1 protein-coding gene is annotated in these 710 nt (G+C 48.0%); it reads left to right on the plus strand.

All coding sequences use genetic code 11. From position 1 onward, the window contains the following. On the plus strand, positions 1-710 hold a 710-nt coding region (locus R7R24_RS26910), incomplete at both ends, for a collagenase (RefSeq protein ID WP_318120148.1).

Raw genomic sequence — 710 nt, forward strand, 5'->3', positions numbered from 1 at the left:
TGTTCACCCTCTTCTTCGGCGGTCAGTGGAACGACCAATATTTTCAAACCATCGGTAACCAAACCGAACTTGCAAAAGCATTGGGTGACTTTGCGTTGAGAGAGTCCTCGATAGGAGCGAGTGACGAGTTCATGGTGGCAAATGCGGGTCGCGAATTGGGGCGTCTGACCAAATATTCGGGCAGTGCCGCCACAACGGTGAGTAGCAAGTTAAAAGATATTTTTGCTCGCTATGAGATGTACGGAAAAGGGGATGCCGTTTGGCTTGCTGCTGCGGATACGGTCTCGTACTACGCCGAATGCAGCGAGTACGGAATTTGTGATTTCGAAACCAAGCTCAAAGGTTTGGTGTTATCGCAAACCTACACTTGTAGCCCAACCATCCGTATTCTGTCGCAAAACATGACGCAAGAGCAGCACGTGGCCGCTTGTAGCAAAATGGGTTACGAAGAAGGGTATTTTCATCAATCTTTGGAAACTGGCGAGCAGCCAGTCGCTGATGATCATAATACACAGCTTCAAGTGAATATTTTTGATTCCAGCGATGACTACGGCAAATATGCGGGGCCAATCTTTGATATCAGTACCAACAACGGCGGCATGTACCTTGAGGGTGACCCGTCCAAGCCGGGCAATATTCCTAACTTTGTCGCTTATGAAGCGTCTTACGCGAACCCTGACCATTTTGTTTGGAACTTAGAACATGAATAC

It is taken from the genome of Vibrio sp. 704 (assembly GCF_033339295.1).